Source organism: Candidatus Binataceae bacterium (assembly GCA_035508495.1).
Classification (GTDB): Bacteria; Desulfobacterota; Binatia; order Binatales; family Binataceae; genus JASHPB01.
Window position 1 is genome coordinate 16,147 of the sequence record DATJMX010000081.1, and the last position, 20,787, is coordinate 36,933.

The window sequence follows — 20,787 nt, forward strand, 5'->3', positions numbered from 1 at the left end:
ACAGTTGTTGCCGGACATCATGTCGAACATGACATTCTTGAAGGTGTTGTTGATGAACGTATTGCCGGTGTTGGCGGTAGACCCGGTCAGTATTCCCGCGCATACGCCGGTGTTCGAGCTCGTGTTGAGGTATATGCCTAATTGATTAGCTGCAGTTCCGTCTCCCCATATCGTATTGTTCAGCTTTGACGATCCTGTACTGAAGTAAAAACGATTCCCCAGTTGCCATCGACCGGATCATCAATCGAGTTGTTGACTGCATTGCCGGTCACATTGTACGCCTCAACGCCGTAGTTGAATGCAACCTTAACTTTAGTTCTATTAATGGATGTTTTGATCATGCAATCGAGATTAACCTAGGCCATTGGCTATCCAATTTGTCGTCGGCAGAACCAGGCCGACGAATTTTCAGCGCTCGGCGGTCCGCCGCGTCTGGCGCTCTGCGAGGGCGATGCGGTAACAGAACAACGGAAGGGAGCATCTCAAACCATGAAAAGATCCAGAGTTGCGGGAGCGATGTTGGCGACTGCCGTCGCATTGACATTCACTGCCGTCGCGGCGAGCGCCGCTGACAGCTCAAGTCCCGCTCAGGCGGGCCAGATCAAGTGCCTCGGCGCGAATGCGTGCAAGGGGCAGAGCGCGTGCAAGACCGTCAACAATAGCTGCAAGGGGCAGAACTCGTGCAAGGGCAAGGGCTACATTGTCACGACCGACGCCAAGTCGTGCAAAGACGCCGGCGGTCACGTCGGCAAAAAGGCTCCAATGGCGATGTAACGATAATCGCTCTCGCTATTTGGCCGAGACAGCTCCGGCTCCCAGCTGCGCCGCCGACGATACTGTCGCGGCTGCGTCTGGCGATGCGTTCGCGGCAGACAATGGCGAAGCGCTGGGTGTGGCTTCCGCAGACGGCGAAGCATTCGCTACTGGTGACGCCTCGATCGAGGGCGCGGCCTGCGCGGAGACGGACGGCGCCGCAGCTCCCGGGCTTGCCTGGGGGGAGGGCTCCAGATGCGTGGTCAACGAAAGTTGATCGTGCCCCCAAGCGGCCCCTGTGCCCATGTCGATGAAAACTGGAACTACCCACTCCACGAACGAAAACGCTTCATAGCCCCATCGCGTCTTTGCTGGATCGTTGATGTCTTCGGGCCGATAGCCGTCCTTCACGACATGGACGTTCAGGTCTTCCTTCGATGGCACCGTGAAGGTGACGGGCGTGGTGCCTTTATCGTCGCCATTGACGGATACCTTGGCGCCTGCAGGTTCGCTGATCACGGTGATCTCGTCGGTGTGGCCCTTGAGCAGCGTTGCGCAGGAGGCCGAAACCAGCGCAAGCATCAGAAGCACCAAAACTTTCGGTTTGCCCATGTAATCCCCCAGCTAGCAGCGCCAGTCTGATTAATCAGAAGCCTGACGCTGTGGCAAGCCGATCCTACAGAATGTCATGAAGGTTCAATGTACGTCGGCGGTGAACGAGGCGGTCTCGATCTGTCCCGCGCGTTTGAATTGCAGGAAGATCCGATAGCGGCCGGGCTTGGGGAATCCGTAGGGGATCGAGAACTCCGGCGACACCTTCGCCGACATGTTCGACATGTCCATGCCGGGCATGTTCATCGGCATGTCCATCGATGGCTGCGAGGAATCCGCGCTCGCGTTGACCATCATCAGCGAGGCCATCGGCACCGAGCCCGACGGATGGATATGCGCAAACACTGAGAGGTCGTCTTTGATGATCTCGGCATGCGCCGCCATCCCCATGTAGAGCCCGAGATCGCTGGCCGGCTGGCCGTTGGGATCCCGCACGTCAAACTCGAATATCGTCGCCGTATTCGCGCGCAAGCTCGCGTCGCGTTTCCACGTGACACGAGTGCCGTCGGCGAGCACGTCGATTGTCGAATCCGATGCGGTCGAAATCGGCGCCGCTGATCCGCCCGAATCGTCAGGGTTGGCCGGCTTTGCCGTAATCTGCGGCAGGTCGATACTGCCAACCAGCGTCCACGGAAATCCATTATTCGAAACGACGTCGGCGAACACTTCATAGTGCCCGGCATCGAGCGAGGGCAGGCTCTCGACGAACTTGCCGTCCTTGAGATCAGGATGGAGATGCAAGATGCGATCGAAGGCCGGCGTCCGTAGCAGGAACAGATGCATCAGGTGTCCGTGATCCGTTACCAGGCGATTGAAACCGACGGCCTTGTTCCAATTTTCATCGGCCGGAGAAGGCTGCAGCTCGAGCTGGTTGGTCCCCACCAGCTTCACTTCGAGCTTGGGCGGCTTGAAGAAGCCGGCGATCGCGGCATAGTCGCTGGCGTCGACGCTCCACCATTCGAAAGCCCCCCAGAAGATGAGGCCGACGACTACCGCGGTAAAGGCCATCGCCCGGCGGCCGCGCCGGCGCGCCTCGGGACTCACTTCGGCGCCGGGCGTCAGCAGCGAGTCACGGGCCGCCGCACCGACGATCGAGATCGCGCCGATCGCGAGGCCGATCGTAAGCGCGAGCAACAGTGCGCCGAGCCACCGCGGCATCGGCAACGAGCGCTGCGCGAACGACGGCACCGGAACCGACAACTCTGCGGGACCGTGGGCGCCGTCGACCTTAACGATCACCCGCAGCGAACCGAATTCCATCAGCCACAGGTTGGCGGCGAATTGATGCGGGTCGAGCGGCGAGCGCTTCGCGACGTCCGGCACAGGAGCGTACTGTGATCCCGCTCCGCTGAGGCGCGCGACCGAAGTGCTGATCGAATTTACATCGTTATCCCGCGCACGGACGTTGATCTGCGCGACGCCCGGGATCACCTGCGGCACCGCGACCGCGACGAACAGGTGATAAGGGCCGGCGTCGCCCTCGTAAAAAACGTTTGGACTGCCGACGTGCGCCGCTGCGGTGCGCGCGAAGAAGATCAGCGCGAGGGCGGTGAGCAAGCCGCCTCGAATCGCGATGCGGCAGATACCTCGAAGGCTGATCATCGATCTGATCGCGTTAGCGCTGAACTTTGCGCAAGCCGCGGCCCAACGCAATTCCCAGCGCGCAGAAGATGATGGCTACGATGAACGCGCGCACCATCCCGCCTGCGAACGCGGCACGCGTCGGCTCGAGCATCTCAAAGTGGTAAGGGTCATAGAGCAGGTTGGCCGGATCGTTGTAGGTGAAATAGTTCCGGCCGAAGATCCAGTTTCTCGCTGCCGGCATCATCAGGAAGTCAGCGAACGGCCACTGCACGATGATGAAAACCGCCAGGTAAAGGCATCCGGCGGGAATCGCGGTGCGCCAGTTGATCCATTTTTCGCCGAGCCTCGCGCGCAACAGATCGAGCGCGAGCGCCGGAAAGATCAGCAGCACCGGGAACCATAGCGGCACCATGTGCGTGATGTGCTGATAGACGGGGCCTAGCTTGGGCTCGGCGGGAAAGAGCGGGAAGATCCACAGAAACGCGATGTAGGCGCCCATGTAGATCGCCGCCATTGTCGTCGCCGGCCACTTCGCTTTCGATACACACGAGATCGCGAGCAGTCCGAGCGGGAAAGCACTCGCGACCGCGCGATAGAACATCGCACTATGCATCGCACCCACCCACGTCGACTCGAGGCTGAAGCTGGCCGCGCCGAAGGTCGCAAGTCCGCCGATATACACCAAGAGCCGATCGAGGCCGTCTCGCGAGACGCCCGACGCGCGATTCAGGTTCGCGCAAATCAGGAGCACGCAACCGAGCAGGATCATCGTCTCGCCGAGCGCGAGTATGGAATGCGGCAGGCTCACGATCTTGACGTCGAGCCCGTAAGCGCTATGCCACCAATTGTCGAATGGCGCCGAGGTCAGCATTGCGAACGCGCCCCACGATGCGACAAAGCATCCGAGCGGCCCGCGAAATCCCCACACCGACACGGAGTTATTCCGCATCTCCTCGGACGAGCCGAACGTCGTCGCCAGGATCGCATAGCCGCACGAGATGCCCGCGAGGACACCGGCCAGGTAAACCATCATGTGCGCAGGCGTCCAGAACGTATCGCGGCCGATCGAGATATGCCACGAGATGTCCCAATAGCCGCCGAAGCTGTCGGAGGTAACCGCGGCGGCGAGGCACCATACGTACCACGGAATCGCCGCGGCGCGAGTCCTGGCTTCTGTTCTGTCAGCAACGCGACTGTCGAAACCGATGTGAACCGCTGCATTTCCCATTGCAGGAACCTCGGGCCGGAGGGGTTCTGGTGACCGCTAGATGTTATCGCACGAGCCGGCAGTGGGGAACACGATTGTTCGTCCGCCGGGCGAGATGGCCACACATTCGCTCGGCGCCGCGCGATGCTCTATAATGGCCTGTTCATGCCGAGCAAACCCCTTCGCACTATTCATGTCGTGAGCCATGGGCCCTCGTGCCTCGATGGCGTCATGGCGGCCGCAGCCGTCGCGCGCTTTTACGACGGCCAGCGCGTCAAAACCACGCTCGCCGGTAACAACGAGGCCGACAGCACGATCCAGCAGCTCGAGGTCCAGCCCAACAGCGACGATGAGCTCTGGATCACCGACCTGTCGTGGAATCAGGTCGCGACCGGAGATCATCTCAACGATCTCGCCGAGCGCGGGGTGCGCATCTATTGGATCGATCATCATCGCACGGCGGTCTCGCGTGCCGAGGCGCCCGAGTTCCAGGTGCAGTTCACTGACAAGGTGCTCTCGGAGCAGTACTCGGCGGCGCGGCTGACGTTCAATTACTTGAGGCGCGCCGCGCGCGATCTGCCGGACAAAGCCCGCGAAGAATTCGAGAAGTTCGCACCGTTGGCGATGATCGCCGACGATCACGACAGGTGGGTTCACAAGATCGCCGAATCGCCTGACTGGGCGCTCGCCGTGCAGACCCTCGGCGGAATCGCGTCGTATCGCGAGATCCTGCGGCTCACCGAACCGACGATGAGTCGCAAGCTGCGCCACGCATTCGAATCAGGGCGCGACGCGATGCGCCGCAGTATCGAGCTCGCGCACGCGACCCTCGTCGATCGCAAGCTCGAAAACGGCATCACCGTGCGCACCGCCTGCTGCTTCGGCTATTCGAGCGAGGTGGCGGCGAAGCTCTACGCCGATCAGCACCGAATGGTCGTGGCGCTGTTCGACCTGCGCAGCCAGGGCGTAAGCCTCAGGCGCAGCGCCGATTGCGAGGTCGATCTGTCGCGCCTCGCCGAGAATTTCGGTGGCGGCGGCCACGCCGCCGCCTCGGGCTTCGCCATCCCCGAGCTGCGCCGCCTGCCGGCCGAGCGCCTCGCGGATATCCTGGGCGATCGGCTGCTAAGCGAACCGCGAGAAAAATAACCAGGCAAAAAAGGCCGCAAAAGACCACCACAAAGGCACGAAGTCGCAGACACGAAGGCACAAAGTAGAAGAAATTTATTATAAACCACTTCTGACCCTAGTAGCTTGCTGCCTTCGTGGTAAAAATTCTGCCTCTTCTTATTCGTCGCTGATGATCGCCCACACCGGCGTGTGATCGCTGGGCTTGGCCCATCCGCGCGGATCGCGATCTACACCGGCGTCAGCGAGGCGCGGGGCGAGTGCGGGGCTTAGCAGCAGATGATCGATGCGCAGGCCCGCGTCGCGCATCCAGTTGTTGCGGAAATAATCCCAGAACGTGAAGATGCGCTCGCCCGGATGGCGCGTGCGCAGCGCGTCGGTCCAGCCCATCGCGACGATGTTGGCGTAAGCCTCGCGGACCTCAGGCAGGAAGAGTGCGTCCTTGACCCATCGCTCGGGTTTATACACGTCAATCTCGGTCGGGATGATGTTATAGTCGCCGGCGAGAATTGCGGGTTTGTTCGACGCGAGCAAATCCTGCGAGTGCTTGGTCAGGCGCTGGAGCCATTTGAGCTTGTAATCGAATTTCGGACCCGGGGCAGGGTTGCCATTTGGAAGATAGAGGCAGCCTACAACAATTCCGCGCACCTCGGCCTCGATGTAGCGGCTATGTTCATCTTCCGGATCGCCGGGCAGTACGCGCCGAATCTCAACCGGATCGGCATCGCGCGCCAGGATTGCCACGCCATTCCAGCTCTTCTGCCCGTGCCAGATGGGGTAATACCCAGCCTCACGGACCTCCTTTTCAGGGAACTTATCCTGGGTTGCCTTGAGTTCCTGGAGGCATGCGACATCGGGTTTGGATTCAGCAAGCCATCGCAAGAGGATGGGCAGCCGGCTGGTGATGCCATTGACGTTAAAGGTCGCGATTTTCATAGAATTTTGCTGCTTTCTATTTTAATCGGCCATCCAGGCCGATTCGGTCACTCCAGCACAGTACAAACGGCGCTTGCCTCATTTTCTGCGCGATGACTACACTGACTGTACGTTCAGTCATCTGAATGGTCAGTCAGTGACCCGCGAAGAAGTCATCAAAGAGTACCGCGAACGCGAGATTCTCGTCGCCGCTCGCAAAGTCCTGGGCCATTACGGTATCCAGGCCACCACTATCGACCGCGTCGCCGAGGAAGCCAAGGTCGCCAAGGGTACTATCTATCTTTATTTCAACAGCAAGGACGATCTGGTCCATGCCGCCGTTATCGAAGGAATCCGCGCGCTCCAGGCCGAGACCGCCCGCGCCGACGATCCGACTTTGCCGCCGCTCCAGCGGCTGCGGCGTCTGATTCACACCTCGTATCGGCTTCAATCGTCGAACCAGGATTTCCTGAAGACATTTATCGTCGGCAACTCGCTCGATCTCGTGCTCGACTCGCCCCGTGGACGCGAGTTCATGGCGATTTATCGCGAGACCCTCGACCTCATCGCGGCGATTTTTCGCGACGCGATCGATCAGGGCGCGATTCGCCCGATCGATCCTCAATTCGCGGCCTTTATGCTCACCGAAATGATCACCGGCTCGCTACGGCGGCGGGTCCTCGGATTGGCCTCAACTCCACCCGAGGCGGACGCTGATGCGGTGATCGAGCTGTTCCTGAAAGGCGTGCAGGCGGAGCGATGCGGATAAAGCCCTCGCGGATTCATATCGCGGCGACACTTGCGATTGCGCTTGCCGCGCTCGGCAGCGTGGGATGCCATCGCTCGGCTGCCGCCGACGTCGAGGCCGCGCCAACCGATTCGCAAGCCATCACCGTCAGTGTCGCCGCGGCTCATCAGCAGAGCCTCGAACGTTCCGCGGAAATCCAGGGCGCGCTCTTCGCCAAGGAACGCGCCACGATCGCGTCGCAGGTCGAGGGCAATGTCGCGCAAGTCGTTGCCGATCTCGGCGATGCGGTGACAGCCGGGCAGGTGATGCTCCGTATCGATCCGCGCGAGTATCAGATCCGCGTCGGTACGGCCGAGGCCGCGCTTAACCAGGCTCGCGCCCGGGCCGACAATTCCGCCGCGCGTTTCGCGCGGGCCAGTGAGCTGCGCCGCGACGGCACGATGTCGCCCGAGCAATTCGATCAGATCGCGGCCACGATGCGCATGGACAAGGCCGACGAAGAATCCGCCGAGCGCGCCCTCGAGCTCGCAAAGAAGAAGCTCGGCGATACCGAGATTCGCGCGCCGTTTTCCGGCTTTGTGCAGAAGCGGATGGTCTCGCTTGGCGAGTACGTCGCGCCGGGCAAGCAGGTCTATGAAGTGATCGCGACCGATCCGATCAAGCTGCGTTGCCCGATGCCCGAGCGGTTCGTGCCGCTCGCCAAGCTCGGGATGCCGGTGAATCTCACGATCGACGCGCGCCCCGGCGACCAGTTCACCGGCACCATCACACGAATCGCACCCGCGCTCGACGAGGACAGCCGGACGCTGCTGGTCGAGGCCGAAGTCCGCAATCCTGACGGCGCGCTCAAGCCCGGATTCTTCGCTCATGTGACGATGAACCTCGGGCAGGATCGCGCGCTATTCGTGCCGCAGAGCGCAGTGCTGCGTTACGCAGGCGTCGCGCGCGTGTTCGTGATCGATCACGGCATCGCGCACTCGCGCGAGGTCAAGACTGGAGCCGTCCTCGGCGACCAAGTCGAGATCGTCGAGGGACTTCACGAAGGCGATCGCGTGGCGACTACCGAAGTAGATCGCCTTGCCGACGGGTCGAGCGTGAAGGTGCAGTCATGATCCTCGCCGATCTGTGCGTGCGCCGCCCCGTCTTCGCGACGATGTTCATCGGCGTGCTGGTCGTGCTCGGCCTCTTCTCCTACGAGCGCCTGGGCGTCGATCTATTTCCCAAGGTCGATGTGCCGACCGTGATGGTCACGACGTTCCTGCCGGGCGCCGCGCCCGAGGAAACCGAAGCGCGCGTCACCAAGCCGCTCGAAGAGGCGGTCAACACCGTCAGCGGTATCGACGAGATGCGCTCGAACACCCTCGAAGGCGTCTCGCGCATCATTATCCAGTTCAAGCTCGAGCGCGATCTCGACGCCGCCGTGCAGGATGTGCGCGACAAGATCTCGACCGTGCTCGATCAACTTCCAGACGGCACCAAGCCGCCGCTGGTGCAGAAGTTCGACCTTGACGCCGTGCCGATCCTCACGATGACGGTGACCGGCTACCAGAGCTTGAAGGAGCTGACCGAGATCGCCGACAAGCGGCTCAAGCAGTCGCTCGAATCTGTTGACGGAGTCGGCTCGATTCAGATCGTCGGCGGCCGCAAGCGCGAGATCCATATCGCGGTGAACGCCGACAAGCTGCATGCGACCGGCGTCACGATTCAGCAGGTCGGCGCGGCGCTCACGCGGCAGAACGTCGAATACCCCGGCGGCCGTATGAAGCAGGGCATGTCGGAGGAGATGCTGCGCACGCTCGGCCGTATCACCGAAGTGCCCGACTTCTCGAAGATCATCGTGAGCGAAGTTGACAATCGGCCGATCACGATCGGCGACGTCGCGAATGTCGAAGATTCCGTGGTCGAGCCGCGCTCGCTCTCGCGCTGGGATAATCGCAACGCCGTCTCGCTCGTCGTGCAGAAGCAATCCGGGCAGAACACGATCGAAGTCGTCGATCGCGTCAAGGAGCGCTTCGCCGAGATCAAGAACACGCTCCCGCCCGGCGTCGATGTGATCTTCTCGCGCGACTCGTCGAAGTTTATCCGCGAGGCCGTTCACACCGTGCAGGAGCATCTGGTGATGGGCGGCATCTGCGCGGCGATCGTCGTTTACTTTTTCCTCGGCTCGATTCGCTCGACGCTGATCGCGGCAATCTCGATTCCGGTTTCGATCATCGCGACCTACTCGTTGATCCTCTGGATGGGCTTCACGCTCAATCGCATGACGTTGCTCGCGCTCACGCTCGCGGTCGGCATCGTTATCGACGACGCGATCGTCGTGCTCGAGAACATCTTCAGATTCATCGAAGAGAAGCACATGGATCCCGTGACGGCGGCGAAGGCGGCGACTGCCGAAGTCGGCCTCGCCGTGAGCGCGACTACGCTGTCGCTGGTCGTGATCTTCGTCCCGGTCGCCTTCATCCATGGGGTCATGGGCCGCTTCCTCAATTCGTTCGGTCTCACGATGGCGTTCTCGATCATGGTGTCGCTGCTGGTCGGCTTCACGCTCACGCCGATGCTCTGCTCGCGCTATCTGCCCAAGGCTGGAGCGGGGAAACACAGCTCGAAAGAATCGAAGATCTTCAAATTTATCGAGGACTACTACGACCTGGCGCTGCGCTGGTCGCTCGACCATCGATGGGTGATCGTCGCGGTTGCAGTGGGGCTCGTGTTCTCGATTCCGTTTCTCGGCAAGCTGGTCGGCGGTTCGTTCATGCCCGATGATGACTCAGGCGAGTTCGCGGTTAATCTCCGCACGCCGCCCGGCTACTCGCTGAAACATACCGACGCTGTGGTCGCGCAGATCGAAGATCGCCTGCGCGAGATTCCCGAGATCCGCGACATCTTCACCACCGTTGGCGACACCAATGGCGACGATCGCGTGACCGTCGCGCAGGTCGTCGCGAAGCTCGTGCCGCTCGACAAGCGCAAGCGCAGCCAGGAGCAGATCATGGCCGAGGCGCGCGCGCGTCTGAACGTATTCCCCGCGCTGCGGATCAGCGTCGACGCGATCAAACCGTGGGAGCAGGGCGGTATTCGCGAGGTTGCCGTCGAGTACGATATGCGCGGACCCGATCTCGAGGTGCTCAGGGCCTATGCCGATCGCCTGATGGCGCGGCTGCGCCAGATTCCCGGCATCGTCGATCTCGATTCGAGTTACGAAGGCGGCCTGCCCGAGCTTCAGGTCAATATCGATCGCCAGAAGGCCGCCGACCTCGGCGTCTCCGTCGATGACATCGCGCAGACGATGCGCACCATGGTGCAGGGCGATGTCGTCACGCGCTTCCGCGAGGGCCAGGACACGTATGACGTGCGGCTCCAGCTCGCGGACAAGGATCGCAACGATCCAACCGTCGTGGCGGGCTTGACGATCCCGTCAGCCAAGGTTGGACAGGTACGGCTCGATAACGTCGCGAGCCTCAACCACGGCACCGGTCCGGTGCAGATCGATCGGCAGGATCGCCAGCGCCAGATCGCGCTCGTCTTCAACCTCGCGCCGGGCTTCGCAATGAACAAGGTGATGGACGCCGTCACGCGCGAGGTTGCCACGATTCACATGCCGCCCGGCTACGAAACCGCATTCGGCGGCCAGAGCAAAATTTACGGCGAGATGGTCACGGGCTTCCTCGTCGCGTTCGGCCTCTCGATCGTCTTCATGTACATGGTGCTGGCGGCCCAGTTCGAGAGCTTTATCCATCCGATCACGATCATGCTGTCGCTGCCGCTCGCGGTGCCGTTCGCGCTTATCTCGCTGTTTATCTTCCGCGATAATCTGATGCTGTTCTCGACTCTAGGCATCCTGTTGCTGTTCGGTATCGTGAAGAAAAATTCGATTCTGCAGATCGATCAGACGCTAAACTTGCTGCGCTCCGGGATCCCGCGCCGGCAGGCGATCCTGACCGCGAATCGCGATCGTCTGCGCCCGATCCTCATGACCACGGCCGCACTCGTCGCGGGCATGATCCCGGTACTATTCGGCCAGGGCGCGGGCGACAGCTCGATTCGCGCAATCGCGGTAGTTGTAATCGGCGGCCAGACACTCTGCCTCCTGATCACACTGCTAGTGACTCCAGTCGCATACTCACTCTTCGATGATCTCGAGAACTGGTTCAGCCGCAAAGGCCGCGCCGCCCGCCGCCTGCACCTCGTCGAACCCGAGCTCGCGCGTCAAATCGCGGATTAAACATCGCCCTACTTCGCAAAGCGTGAGCGCAGTGAGAGCCAAGCGGCTCACCGCTCGCCGCGTCGGGGCGAGGTCAGGTGCGAGCTTGATCGTGGCGGTGCTCATTTCGATGCCGCCTTGCGCGGGCGGGGGACGCTTACTAGATTCGCGGCGTGGACAAGGCTCTCGAAGATGCGCTCAATCTGCTGCTCGAGTCCGAGCGCTCGGGCGCCAAGGCGCTGGCGCAGTTGGTCGATGAGATCAATCTCGATGAGCTGCGCAAATTCCTCAGCGGCTCGCGCGATGTCGAGCGGCGCAACGCCGAGGAACTCGAGGCGCTGATCCGCACCAACGGCGGCACGCCGTCCGCCAACGTCGGTCCATTCGCAGGAAAAGTCGCCGCACTCAAAACGCTGCGCGAGCGCCTCGCGCTGCTATCGCGCGGCCAGGAATGGGCCGCACGCAAGACCGAGGTCGCCCTCGCGCTCGCGCCGGAATCAGGTCCGATCCACGACTACCTGACCGCGATGGCCAACCGTCATCGCGCCGAAGTCGAATGGGGCCGCGCCGAAGTAATCAAACTCCTCGGCGTGAATGGCTGAGCGCTACTTCTTCGGCGCAGGGGCGGGAACTTCCGCCATCCTCGCGGTCGTATCGTTGTCGAACTCCAGATGCAGCGCGCGCACGATCATGCCGTGCATCCGCCACAGTCCGATCACATAGACAAGCTCCATGATCTGATCGTCGCCCAGATGCTGCTTCAACGCGGCGAAGGTATCGTCCTCGATCAGGTTGCGGCCGACGAGCTCGTCGGTTGCCTGCATGACGGCGCGCTCGGCCGGCGTGAACTTGTCCGACAGTGCCCACGACTTGACCGCCGCGAGCTTGTCGGCCGCGACGCCGACCATCCTGCCCACCTTGAGATGCTGCGAATACTCGAACTTCGATTCGCCCACGATCCCGGTGCGGATGATCGCGAGCTCGCGGAGCTGCGCTGGAAGTTTGCGCCCCGGTTGCATCAACGCCATCAGCGAGTTGCGGGCCTGGAAGAGCAGGTCGGGCACCAGCGCGAAGGTGGTCCAATAATCGCCGGGCGTGCCGGTATCGGTGCCGGGCTCACCGACCGGATCGCGGCCGTGGAAAAACTGATTGTAGAGTTCTTTGATCTCGGGCGTCGCCTCGGCGAGGCTCACCTGCTTGAGTCGTCCCATGATTTTTCTCCTGCGATGAAGCTGGCGCCGATGCCGCGCGCTCGCTGAGATTCGCCCATCCCAAGGGTCAGGTCAAATGAGTTTTATGCGGCGCGGAAATATTGCCCGGGCGTCTGGCCGAAGGTCCCGCGAAAAGCCGAGATGAACGCGCTCGTGCTGTCGTATCCGACTTCGAGTGCGACCGTCGTAACGGCCTGACCCGCGGCGAGCAGCCTGAGCGCGTGACCCAGCCGCATCTGCTGGCGCCATTTGCCGAAACCCATTCCCGTTTCAGATTTGAACAGCCGCTCGATGGTGCGCTTGCTGGCGCCCGCCGATTTCGACAGATCATCGAGCGCGCGATCATCCGACGGATTTTCCTGCAACCGCGCCGCGACGCGCCTGGCCCGCAAATCGCGCGGTAGCGGCAGATGAACGGCCTCGGATTCCATGACCCGGAGTTGATCGATCAGCACATCGATAAGATGCGAGTGCGCCCGGTTGCCGGTCCTCAGGCCGTCCATCTCGACAATGCGCAGGATCAGTTCGCGCAAGAGCGGCGAGATCGCGATCGCGCGGCAGCGATCGGGTAATGAGCGGCTGAGCCTCGGCAGCAGGTAAAGCGTGCGCAGCGACACCGCCCCAGACATCTCGATTGAGTGACGGATGCGAGCGGGAACCCATACCCCGCGATGCGTCGGCACCACCCACGAGCCCGCGGGCGTCCGCACCGTCATCACGCCGCGCGAAGCGTAAACCAGCTGATGCCATGGATGCGAATGCGCGCGAATCACATGCCCATCGGCATATTCAGGCATGATACCGGTGCGAACCCGGTATTTGTAGGAGTCGAAAAACCAGTGACGCTTTTTCGTCATCGATTGGCAATCTAGCGCAAGACCGCCTGGGCCGGAAATGGTATTAGTCAATCGACTGACTATCTAATAGGTATTGAACCAAGGAGCCTCCGCTATGCTCGCCGACAAGGAAGTCATGTCATTCGTGGCGACCGCGCAACCTGATAAAGCCAAGGCATTCTATGGCGATGTCCTCGGTCTGAAACTGGTCGAAGACGCGTGGCATGCGATCATTTTCAAGATCGGAGACCGGCGGCTGCATATCCAGAAGCTGAAGGAATTTACGCCGCAACAATTCACGGTGCTCGGATGGTCGGTGCCGGACATCAAGGCCGTCGCTGCGGAACTCGCGCAGAGAGGCGTCAAGTTCGAGCGCCATCCCGGCATGGAGCAGGACGCCGAAGGCATCTGGACGACGCCCGACGGCGCCGGCAAGGTCTGCTGGTTCAAGGACCCGGAAGGCAACACGCTGTCACTGACGGAGTTCGCGAAGCCATAGTCCGCTGCGGCGGCGTTCGGGGCTTGACTTTTAGTGTATGTTGATGGGCTCAAGCTGCGAGAAATCGAGCTCAATCATTTCATCCCGGCCGTAAATCGAGATTGCGACCCGCGCCCTCTGGTCTGGGGCACGCACTTCCTCGACCCTGCCGTTGAAGCCACAAAAAGAGCCCGCGATGATCCTGACTTTGTCGCCAACATCGAACATCGCGAGAACCTCCGACTTGGGGGATTTGAGTGCATCATGGCGAGCGCGCGCGCCGGGAGCAACCATCAGGCGCGCGCCCCTTGAACGCCGACACGACCGAAGCGATAATCACGCTCGCGGTGGACGCATAGCTCAGCCCGGTTAGAGCACTTGCCTCACATGCAAGGGGTCGCAGGTTCAAGTCCTGCTGCGTCCACCAATAATTCCTCAAATCTTTCCAGCATTTTTCGGCGATCAATTGAGAATCACCTTTTCGCCGGCGTCCGTCTGTGGGGACTTTTGTGGGGACCCTTCAGCAGAAATGGCGGCTGAAGCCTCCTTTTCGAGCGCTTCGATGGCCGATTTCTTGGCCTGATTCCGAATATGACTGTATCGAGCGAGCATAGAACGGGAAACGTGTCCCGCGAGACTCATGATCGTTTGCTCGGAAATCTACGGTTTCTCAGCGAGACGCGTGATGAACGTATGCTGAAGGTCGTGCCATCGGCAACGCACGCCTGCTGTCACGCACGCGTCCTTCCAAGCCTTTTTCCATTGGCCTATCGGTTCGTCGAAGCGAAGGCCGTGCACATGGGGTTTTCGTTGGTAACCTGTGAACCCGATTGAATGACGTGGAAACACAAACGTCTCAGGATCGCTTTGAGAAAATCGCGACAGCCAGAGAGTGAGAGCACCGCAAGCGCGACGGCTGAGCGGAATCGTTCTTCCGGTACCGGCTTCAGTCTTGGATTTTGTTACCGTGATGAACCCGGATTCGATTGTGCCGTTCTTCCAGACGAGACTGAGATCCTTTTTCTGCAGCGCGCGAATCTCGGCGGCGCGAAGTCCTGTATCTAAAGTGATCGAGAGCAACGGCAGCAGCGCGGGTGATCTACTTTTTCCTGCTGCTTCGATCAGCTTCTTCTCTTCGCCATAGCTGAGCGCGCGGCCCACATCCTTCCGCTCGCGAAGCATTTCGACAGCATCCGCCATCGGGGCCCAGAGCCGATGGGTTTTCAGAACCGTACGTAGGGCCCCGACTTCGATGTTTACGGTTCTGGCTGATACTCCGGTTTCCAAACGCCTGGTCTGATACGCGCGAATATCTTCCGGCGAGATGTCGCAGACGAGCTTGCTCCCAAATGCCACGATCATCGGCTTCAGCGCGTACTTGTAGAGTTCGCCGGTATTCGCTGCGCACCGACATCGCTTGTCTTCGAGTACACGCTGCGCCGCGATTTTAAAAGCAGTACTTTGAAAGCAGCCGGACAACCGCAGCACAGAAACCCACACACCCATTCATCAACTGCGAGAGTGCCTCAACAGCGCCTTGCGCATGTACCAGGCATGCGAGCTGAGCCACAGGCCCCAGATTGCCATTGGCATATGGAACGCCGCCCATCCATGGTACGCCAAGGGTCCAATTTTGAAGAAAGCGGGACCACCTGCACAAACGAGCAAGACGGCACCCACCAACGAAGCCTTCGACAGGTAATGCGGGACCAGTGGATGCGGACTGAGGTCTGACATTGTCACAAGAGCGGCGGCGATCATCTCCAATGACAGAAAGACCCAACCCAGTAGGAAGCCAAACCAGTCTGTGTCGTTGAACGCCACTATCACATCCGCCACTGCCTCCTGGCGATATGCAGCTCCGATCCAAAAACCTGCGTTCAGAAAGACGATCAATGCTATGAAACATCCGCTGACGGCTGTCGTGATAGACCATAGTGGATGGGGGCCTTCGAGTTCAGCCAGGATAAGGCCGAACTGTATCGAGGCCGGCACCCTGATCACCCGCCACGTCTATGAGAGTACCGTTGTTCTCAATCGAGCAGGGGTTCTGTGCCTGCAGCCATGCGCCAGCGATATAACTACAAATGCGTAGAGTCCCTTGATCAGACCCAACTGGCCGTCACGCTTCGGTTTCGCTCCGGTCGCCAGGGTGAAATTTCCGCGACCGCTTTCGCCGGCATAGCCGAGAAGTAACGGTTCCCCGGAACGGAAGGCAATGTCGCCTTCTTACAATATCTCTGCTTGCGTTCACCTGGGTTGAGATTGATCATTTTTTGAACGCAACCGGAGAAGGCTCTGCCACTTTTGAAGATGATTCGGGGAAGCAGCTTGCGATCCGGACTCTCGGCGTTGTTGATCGCATCGCTTGCACTAGTCTCATGTGAGTTGAGGCCGCACGTTGTTGGATCGGTCAACACCGAATTTAATCTGATCGGGCCTGACCACAAGATCATCGTCGAATCCTAGGACGACGCTGACGATCTGCATTCCGCGTGGTGACGGACGTCGATTCAAGCTAATCAGTTCAACGGGGTACCGGGCGGGAGTAGCCCTGAAGTAGCCTTGGATTCAGACTCGACCGCACCGGTATCACAAAGACTGGGGTGCGTCGGATCAGGACGGCTCGCATCGCGCTGATCGCTGGTCAGTGGATTTTCGCCCGACAGGTCCGCGCAGTCGCCAACCGGGATCGCATCGATCGCCGGACTGCCTGTGAGCAACATGATAGTCGGGGTGAAGCCACCATTGTCCTTCAGCGCGGTGTCCAAACCTAGGGTCGGGTTGCTGGTGTTGTTGGTGCCTGGGCAGGATGGACTTGAAGGGTTCCGGAGATTGTTGAGGTCGTCCGTAATGTTGGTGCAGGTCACATCGCGCAACACGCTGCTGCTCAGACTAAATCCAGCCCCAGGTCCGCTGAGAGTGGAAGATAGTATGGTGGAAAAGGTGACATCTGCGGTGCCGGAATCGAGCTTGATTCCATCCGGCACCTTGGAAGTTCCGAGGAATGTACTATTGATAATGCCGAGAGCGGCCTGTTTATCGGCGTAAATTCCACCGGCGTTACTCAGGTTGTTCAAGAAGGTATCGCCGGACAGCGTCAACGGCGAACCTCCTGTCGCGTAGATCGATCCGCCCTTTCCGGTGGCGAGGTTGCCGCGAAAATAGGTGCGCGTGATCGAAGCGGAGTTCGTCTTGGAGAAGTCGGAGAGTTCAATCGCACCCCCGTCTCCGGGGATAAGGTTCGGAAAACCGGGCGCCGCATTGCCAAGGAATTGAATGCCGTCGATGCTCAGTTTACCGCCATCGGCAAAGATTCCGCCGCCGTTAAACAGTGCTCCGTTCGATGCAATCTGAACATTACCCAGTGATTGGCCGGGGTCGCGTTGGATGGAAACATTGCCGCCCTCACTATAGATCGCGCCGCCCGCGCTCGTGGCGCTGTTGTTGTTAATTGTGAAGTTGCTCGACTTGATGTTCAGAGTCGCGCCCCCGCCGACGTATATCGCGCCGCCATTGCGCGCGGTATTGCCATTGAACGCGCCGCCAGTGATAGTGGCGGTACTCTTGTTTTGAAGGTAAATTGCACCGCCAAAATTGTCCGCTGAACCGTTTTCCAAGTTCGCGTTGATAGTGGCAGTGCCTAATGAGAGGTATAGAATTCCACCGTTGATCGGCCTGCGATCTCTACCGTTTTGGTTGGAAAAAAGGCATGGTCCGGAAGTGCCGTTGGGCTGTATCGTCAAAGTGCCGCCGATGGTTCCGATTACGCTCCTGAACTCGGCGCCATTGACCACGACGCTTATACCAGTGAGCGTCAGTGTCGCTCCACCGTCTATTGTGAAGTATGTCGCCTGCCGCAGGTTGTAGCAGACATTTGCCGGCTTAGGTTTGATTTCAACGCCAGCTCCCTCGGTGCCTCCTTCGATCGGTTCCAGCGGTCTGCCGATGTCAATGGTATTGCCGATGATATCGAGGACAATCGTATCGTTCGCAGAGCGGTCGCCGGCGCCGCAACTTGAGAGGGGGGCCGAGGTTGACTCGTTGTGGGAGTAGATCGCCTGCCGAAGGTTGCAAAGACCCGGGATGTTCGCATCCGACGCATTATTCACGGTGATAACATTGGCGCAGGCGAGCCACGGTCGCCCCGCAACGAACACGGACAAGAAGCCAAGCGCTAAGCCCACGCGCGAAATTCTGAAGCGAGGGCGCTCATTTATAACTCGGTTCATCGAGGTTCTCCACTGGTTTAAGCGAAGGAATCTTTTGCAAAGGGAAGCCCTTGTCCGCGGGCATAGGCAACATACAAACCAAAAACGACCGTCGCAAGCGTCATCGTATTAATCCAAGCAGATCTGGTTAATCTGCCGTTATCGCAAGTTTGTTGAGCGCGACTCGCAGGCCAGAATGTGTCGATCTTTGGTGCCTGAAAGATGCCGGCCCGTTCGAGGCCCAATGCTTGACCGCCCCCGCTTGCACATAATTCGAGCGTCGTGAGGGTTTCCGTGAAAGGTGGTCAAAAAACCGAGGGTCAATTGTTCGTCAGGCTGGCTGGTTGAAGAAGTTGTATGCCGGTCGTGCATGATCTGGTCACCGACCATAGCGATTTATTCCAAACAGTGAAGGGGTGCGGGGCGGCGCTGGCGGTAGCCGAGGACCGTGAGCCGGCGCGAGTTCGAGCGGTTCATGCCGGACGGTAGTGCGGACGGCGTAGCCAGGTCCGAAGGGACCGCTGGAGAACTCGTTTTGGTACTGAGCGTGCGCCGACGCGAGCAAGAACCTTGGGCTAAAGTCCAATTTGCGGATGAGCCGTCCCACAGGCATCATCTGTGAGACCTGATTGCACGATGAGCGCCATGGCTGAGTTCAGGACAGGTCCGGAGGATGCCGCAATGAAAGAGAATTCCGCTACATCAAGACCTGGCTTCGGCGTCAGAACTCTGGCGCTCGCGCTCCTCTTAGCTGCGCTTGGCGGAACGCGCGCCTCGGCGCAGCAAGCTGCGGCTCCTCTCAGCACAGATGAAGCATCAGCGATCGCGACCGACGCATACGTCTACGGCTACTCTTTGATCACCACCGAAGTGACGCGGGTGCAGTTCAGCAACGTTCCCAAGTCCGAGGGTCTGCACGCGCCGATGGGGCAGTTTGTCAACGTCAAACGCTATCCGCCGGCTAATTTCCGTGGAGTCTCAGCGCCCAACGCCGACACGCTGTACTCGATCGCCTGGCTCGATCTGGCAGAGCCGCAGGTGTTCAGCCATCCGGATATGGGCAAGCGGTTTTACCTGTTTGAGATGACCGATCTATGGATGACGGATTTCGAGACGCCAGGCACCCGCACCGCGGGCGGCGATGCCGCCCGTTATCTGATCACCGGCCCGGGCTGGAATGGTACGGTCCCGGCCGGTCTCAAACAAATCAAATGCGCGACTCGTTACATGGTCATTTTGGGACGGACCTACGCCAACGGCACCGAGAAGGATTACAAGACGGTCAATGCCTTGCAAGCGCAATACAAGATCGTTCCATTGAGCGCTTACGGAAAGCCCTACACCTACCAGGCACCGCCGGTGAACCCCAATCCGGGCTTCAGCATGACGGACGCGCCGCAGAAAGTGATCAACGCGATGGACATATCAACCTACTTCAACCTGATGGCGAAGCTGATGAGCGAAGCAGCTCCTCCAGCCCCGGAAGACGCGCCGATGCTTGCTCGGATGGCGAAGATAGGCTTGGTACCGGGACAGGCATTCGATATTTCCAAGCTCGATCCTGCAGTACAAGCGGTTCTGACGGATGCCAACAAGTCCGCCATGAAGTTCATTGAAAAAAACAAGGACAGCATGGGCGCCACGGTGAACGGCTGGGTGATAGCAAAAGATCTCGGCATCTACGGGACGAACTACACCAAGCGAGCAGTAGTTGCCGCCTACGGCTGGCCGGCCAACCGGCAGGAGGATGCCATCTATCCCTACACCTTCGTGGACAGTACGGGAGCAAAGCTCACCGGCGCGAAGAAGTACACGCTGAGCTTCGCCAAGGGCGAGACGCCGCCGGTGGACGGTTTCTGGTCGATCACGATGTACGAGGTCGACAATGGCTGGTGGTTCGTGCCAAACCCGCTTAACAAGTTCACCGTCAGCCCGCGCAACAATCTGAAGTATAACCCTGACGGCTCGCTGACGCTCTACTTCCAGACCGAATCGCCCGGCAAGGACAAGGAAGCAAACTGGCTACCGGCTCCGACCGGTGACTTCATCCCTATGTTGCGAATGTACTGGCCGAAGGAATCTGCGCCTTCCATTTTGGATGGCACTTGGAAACCTCCTGCAGTGAAGCAGGCTTCGTAGATCACCTCGCCGAGTTTCAGGCCATTTGAAAGGAACCCTCGGCACAAACGGCCGCCAGTGCTTAGCCACGCTGCAAGTTCGGGGCGCGAGTGGCCGATTAGAATCAGCGGGTTGCCCAGTTTTCGGTAAAGTTAGCGCGCCTTGCCTGCGGCCAGAGCTTTTACATCGCTCGTCGTGAGGGGTTTCCCCGCGATACCCCAATCTCCGCTTTTGACTTCTTCTACTATCACCCAAGTGACGGGACGCATGTTTTCACCTTCGATTGAAACCATTGTGTCGGTAAGTTTGCGGACCATCTCGCTTTTCTGGGCGTCGGTGAATACTCCCTCGATCACCTTGACATTGATTAGTGGCATTTTCTCAGACCCCTCAATGACGTTGTCACAACCGTAACGCTGAAGCGCGGAAACCACAAGCGCGGAGCGCGGCTGCGAGGCGAACGTTCATCCGACTTTCAAGAGATGAAGCGACTCTCTTGCGACGCGGGCGGCCAATTTGGTAAACGCCTGCGCTCATCTCCACTATTACTCCCTTTTCTCCCCTCCTGGGCGCGGTTTCCGAATAGGGCGGCTGCTAGGGAATTTATCGCTGCTGTTCGAGAGAATCTTACCGAGGCCGCCTTTTGGTCAAATCTAACTGGAGGAAGTCTTGACAGTAGTCCTCGTGAAGACGTAGCTCGAACGCGCTTACCGGAGAATTATCACAAATAGCAAAGACCTGATGAGTTTCGAAGTCGCCTAAAAGCACGTCATGCGACACGGAAAGAG

The 20,787-nt window shown here is 59.8% G+C and carries 20 protein-coding genes and 1 tRNA gene; 9 read left to right on the plus strand and 12 right to left on the minus strand.

Annotation, left to right across the window (positions count from 1 at the left end):
- Positions 1 to 179 precede the first annotated feature (179 nt).
- Complete coding sequence (locus VMA09_23265; GenBank protein HUA36544.1) at positions 180 to 341, minus strand: hypothetical protein; 162 nt, start codon at positions 339 to 341, stop codon at positions 180 to 182.
- 148 nt (positions 342 to 489) lie between these two features.
- Between VMA09_23265 and VMA09_23270 the strand changes: the two genes are divergently transcribed.
- On the plus strand, positions 490 to 774 hold the full coding sequence (locus VMA09_23270; GenBank protein HUA36545.1) for a hypothetical protein: 285 nt from the start codon (positions 490 to 492) through the stop codon (positions 772 to 774).
- 15 nt (positions 775 to 789) lie between these two features.
- Here the strand turns inward: VMA09_23270 and VMA09_23275 are convergent, their stop codons facing one another.
- The 3 genes from VMA09_23275 to VMA09_23285 form a co-directional block, all read right to left on the minus strand.
- On the minus strand, positions 790 to 1,365 hold the full coding sequence (locus VMA09_23275) for a PEGA domain-containing protein (protein HUA36546.1): 576 nt from the start codon (positions 1,363 to 1,365) through the stop codon (positions 790 to 792).
- A gap of 84 nt (positions 1,366 to 1,449) precedes the next feature.
- Positions 1,450 to 2,967 carry a hypothetical protein gene (locus VMA09_23280; GenBank protein ID HUA36547.1) on the minus strand — a complete coding sequence of 506 codons (1,518 nt, stop codon included), beginning with the start codon at positions 2,965 to 2,967 and terminating at the stop codon, positions 1,450 to 1,452.
- Positions 2,968 to 2,980: 13 nt separating this feature from the next.
- The gene (locus tag VMA09_23285; protein HUA36548.1) at positions 2,981 to 4,177 is read right to left on the minus strand and encodes a hypothetical protein; all 1,197 of its coding nucleotides are present in this window, start codon (positions 4,175 to 4,177) and stop codon (positions 2,981 to 2,983) included.
- 123 nt (positions 4,178 to 4,300) lie between these two features.
- On the opposite strand from VMA09_23285, the gene VMA09_23290 reads away from it, so the two are divergent.
- Positions 4,301 to 5,302, plus strand: a complete 1,002-nt coding sequence (locus tag VMA09_23290; GenBank protein HUA36549.1) for a hypothetical protein — start codon at positions 4,301 to 4,303, stop codon at positions 5,300 to 5,302.
- 138 nt (positions 5,303 to 5,440) lie between these two features.
- Here the strand turns inward: VMA09_23290 and xth are convergent, their stop codons facing one another.
- Entirely contained in the window at positions 5,441 to 6,217 is a 777-nt protein-coding gene (gene xth / locus VMA09_23295) for an exodeoxyribonuclease III (protein ID HUA36550.1), read from the minus strand.
- A 136-nt stretch (positions 6,218 to 6,353) separates the two neighbouring features.
- Here xth and VMA09_23300 point away from each other — a divergent pair, with 136 nt between their 5' ends.
- The 4 genes from VMA09_23300 to VMA09_23315 all read left to right on the plus strand — a co-directional run bounded on the left by VMA09_23300 (position 6,354) and on the right by VMA09_23315 (position 11,747).
- Positions 6,354 to 6,965: a TetR/AcrR family transcriptional regulator gene (locus VMA09_23300; GenBank protein ID HUA36551.1), complete on the plus strand. Its 612-nt coding sequence runs from the start codon at positions 6,354 to 6,356 to the stop codon at positions 6,963 to 6,965.
- A complete protein-coding gene (locus VMA09_23305) occupies positions 6,956 to 8,056 on the plus strand; it encodes an efflux RND transporter periplasmic adaptor subunit (protein HUA36552.1) in 1,101 nt (366 codons plus the stop codon). Before VMA09_23300 ends, VMA09_23305 begins: the two co-directional genes overlap by 10 nt.
- Positions 8,053 to 11,166, plus strand: a complete 3,114-nt coding sequence (locus VMA09_23310; GenBank protein HUA36553.1) for an efflux RND transporter permease subunit — start codon at positions 8,053 to 8,055, stop codon at positions 11,164 to 11,166. The genes VMA09_23305 and VMA09_23310 overlap by 4 nt, the downstream gene beginning before the upstream one ends.
- A gap of 152 nt (positions 11,167 to 11,318) precedes the next feature.
- Positions 11,319 to 11,747, plus strand: coding sequence for a DUF6306 domain-containing protein (locus tag VMA09_23315; GenBank protein ID HUA36554.1), 429 nt, complete (start codon positions 11,319 to 11,321; stop codon positions 11,745 to 11,747).
- A gap of 3 nt (positions 11,748 to 11,750) precedes the next feature.
- On the opposite strand, the gene VMA09_23320 is transcribed toward VMA09_23315, so the two are convergent.
- Complete coding sequence (locus VMA09_23320) at positions 11,751 to 12,356, minus strand: carboxymuconolactone decarboxylase family protein (GenBank protein ID HUA36555.1); 606 nt, start codon at positions 12,354 to 12,356, stop codon at positions 11,751 to 11,753.
- A gap of 83 nt (positions 12,357 to 12,439) precedes the next feature.
- The gene (locus tag VMA09_23325; protein HUA36556.1) at positions 12,440 to 13,213 is read right to left on the minus strand and encodes a helix-turn-helix transcriptional regulator; all 774 of its coding nucleotides are present in this window, start codon (positions 13,211 to 13,213) and stop codon (positions 12,440 to 12,442) included.
- A gap of 94 nt (positions 13,214 to 13,307) precedes the next feature.
- On the opposite strand from VMA09_23325, the gene VMA09_23330 reads away from it, so the two are divergent.
- Positions 13,308 to 13,691 (plus strand): VOC family protein, encoded by a 384-nt coding sequence (locus VMA09_23330; GenBank protein HUA36557.1) that lies wholly within the window; start codon positions 13,308 to 13,310, stop codon positions 13,689 to 13,691.
- A 30-nt stretch (positions 13,692 to 13,721) separates the two neighbouring features.
- Here VMA09_23330 and VMA09_23335 read toward each other — a convergent pair whose 3' ends face one another.
- Positions 13,722 to 13,898, minus strand: a complete 177-nt coding sequence (locus VMA09_23335; GenBank protein HUA36558.1) for a hypothetical protein — start codon at positions 13,896 to 13,898, stop codon at positions 13,722 to 13,724.
- A 121-nt stretch (positions 13,899 to 14,019) separates the two neighbouring features.
- Here VMA09_23335 and VMA09_23340 point away from each other — a divergent pair.
- Positions 14,020 to 14,097 (plus strand) — tRNA-Val (locus VMA09_23340).
- Between the two features lie 233 nt (positions 14,098 to 14,330).
- On the opposite strand, the gene VMA09_23345 is transcribed toward VMA09_23340, so the two are convergent.
- From VMA09_23345 to VMA09_23355, 3 genes are all read right to left on the minus strand, one after another.
- Complete coding sequence (locus VMA09_23345; protein ID HUA36559.1) at positions 14,331 to 15,176, minus strand: tyrosine-type recombinase/integrase; 846 nt, start codon at positions 15,174 to 15,176, stop codon at positions 14,331 to 14,333.
- A 3-nt stretch (positions 15,177 to 15,179) separates the two neighbouring features.
- A complete protein-coding gene (locus tag VMA09_23350) occupies positions 15,180 to 15,566 on the minus strand; it encodes a hypothetical protein (GenBank protein HUA36560.1) in 387 nt (128 codons plus the stop codon).
- Between the two features lie 626 nt (positions 15,567 to 16,192).
- The gene (locus VMA09_23355) at positions 16,193 to 17,902 is read right to left on the minus strand and encodes a choice-of-anchor Q domain-containing protein (protein HUA36561.1); all 1,710 of its coding nucleotides are present in this window, start codon (positions 17,900 to 17,902) and stop codon (positions 16,193 to 16,195) included.
- Between the two features lie 624 nt (positions 17,903 to 18,526).
- On the opposite strand from VMA09_23355, the gene VMA09_23360 reads away from it, so the two are divergent.
- Entirely contained in the window at positions 18,527 to 20,020 is a 1,494-nt protein-coding gene (locus VMA09_23360) for a DUF1254 domain-containing protein (GenBank protein ID HUA36562.1), read from the plus strand.
- A 131-nt stretch (positions 20,021 to 20,151) separates the two neighbouring features.
- Here the strand turns inward: VMA09_23360 and VMA09_23365 are convergent, their stop codons facing one another.
- Positions 20,152 to 20,376, minus strand: a complete 225-nt coding sequence (locus tag VMA09_23365; protein HUA36563.1) for a 4-oxalocrotonate tautomerase family protein — start codon at positions 20,374 to 20,376, stop codon at positions 20,152 to 20,154.
- Positions 20,377 to 20,787: the final 411 nt, after the last annotated feature.

Coding starts and splice junctions, on each gene's coding strand:
- VMA09_23305 (HUA36552.1), top strand. CDS start 6,956: ATGCGGATAAAGCCCTCGCGGATTCATATCGCGGCGACACTTGCGATT.
- VMA09_23280 (HUA36547.1), bottom strand. CDS start 2,967: ATGATCAGCCTTCGAGGTATCTGCCGCATCGCGATTCGAGGCGGCTTG.
- VMA09_23355 (HUA36561.1), bottom strand. CDS start 17,902: ATGAACCGAGTTATAAATGAGCGCCCTCGCTTCAGAATTTCGCGCGTG.
- VMA09_23330 (HUA36557.1), top strand. CDS start 13,308: ATGCTCGCCGACAAGGAAGTCATGTCATTCGTGGCGACCGCGCAACCT.
- VMA09_23275 (HUA36546.1), bottom strand. CDS start 1,365: ATGGGCAAACCGAAAGTTTTGGTGCTTCTGATGCTTGCGCTGGTTTCG.
- VMA09_23285 (HUA36548.1), bottom strand. CDS start 4,177: ATGGGAAATGCAGCGGTTCACATCGGTTTCGACAGTCGCGTTGCTGAC.
- VMA09_23335 (HUA36558.1), bottom strand. CDS start 13,898: ATGTTCGATGTTGGCGACAAAGTCAGGATCATCGCGGGCTCTTTTTGT.
- VMA09_23345 (HUA36559.1), bottom strand. CDS start 15,176: ATGGGTGTGTGGGTTTCTGTGCTGCGGTTGTCCGGCTGCTTTCAAAGT.
- VMA09_23365 (HUA36563.1), bottom strand. CDS start 20,376: ATGCCACTAATCAATGTCAAGGTGATCGAGGGAGTATTCACCGACGCC.
- VMA09_23265 (HUA36544.1), bottom strand. CDS start 341: ATGATCAAAACATCCATTAATAGAACTAAAGTTAAGGTTGCATTCAAC.
- VMA09_23270 (HUA36545.1), top strand. CDS start 490: ATGAAAAGATCCAGAGTTGCGGGAGCGATGTTGGCGACTGCCGTCGCA.
- VMA09_23310 (HUA36553.1), top strand. CDS start 8,053: ATGATCCTCGCCGATCTGTGCGTGCGCCGCCCCGTCTTCGCGACGATG.
- xth (HUA36550.1), bottom strand. CDS start 6,217: ATGAAAATCGCGACCTTTAACGTCAATGGCATCACCAGCCGGCTGCCC.
- VMA09_23320 (HUA36555.1), bottom strand. CDS start 12,356: ATGGGACGACTCAAGCAGGTGAGCCTCGCCGAGGCGACGCCCGAGATC.
- VMA09_23360 (HUA36562.1), top strand. CDS start 18,527: ATGGCTGAGTTCAGGACAGGTCCGGAGGATGCCGCAATGAAAGAGAAT.
- VMA09_23325 (HUA36556.1), bottom strand. CDS start 13,213: ATGACGAAAAAGCGTCACTGGTTTTTCGACTCCTACAAATACCGGGTT.
- VMA09_23290 (HUA36549.1), top strand. CDS start 4,301: ATGCTCTATAATGGCCTGTTCATGCCGAGCAAACCCCTTCGCACTATT.